The organism is Aquirufa beregesia, from assembly GCF_011090385.1.
Taxonomy (GTDB): Bacteria; Bacteroidota; Bacteroidia; order Cytophagales; family Spirosomataceae; genus Aquirufa; species Aquirufa beregesia.
Genome location: NZ_SEWW01000067.1, coordinates 1 through 239 on the forward strand (window position 1 = coordinate 1; position 239 = coordinate 239).

Sequence of the window (239 nt, forward strand, 5' to 3'; positions counted from 1 at the left end):
TGTTTTCATTAAACTCGTTCGCTTAATGTTTTTACTCTAAGTGGACAATAAAGGATTCAACGCAGAATGCAATTCCGTTGACCCCTGCTATTAATCTCTGTTATTCAACAGTGTGGAGAATAACGGATTCGAACCGTTGACCCCCTGCGTGCAAGGCAGGTGCTCTAGCCAGCTGAGCTAATCCCCCGTTTATTGGCTTTCATCTCCAGCTTGCCCCAACATGAATTTTGTTGGTGGGC

At 45.2% G+C, this 239-nt stretch carries 1 tRNA gene; it reads right to left on the minus strand.

Going from position 1 to position 239, the window contains the following annotated elements:
• Positions 1 to 113 precede the first annotated feature (113 nt).
• Positions 114 to 187, minus strand: a tRNA-Ala gene (locus tag EWU23_RS13925).
• Positions 188 to 239 lie beyond the last annotated feature (52 nt).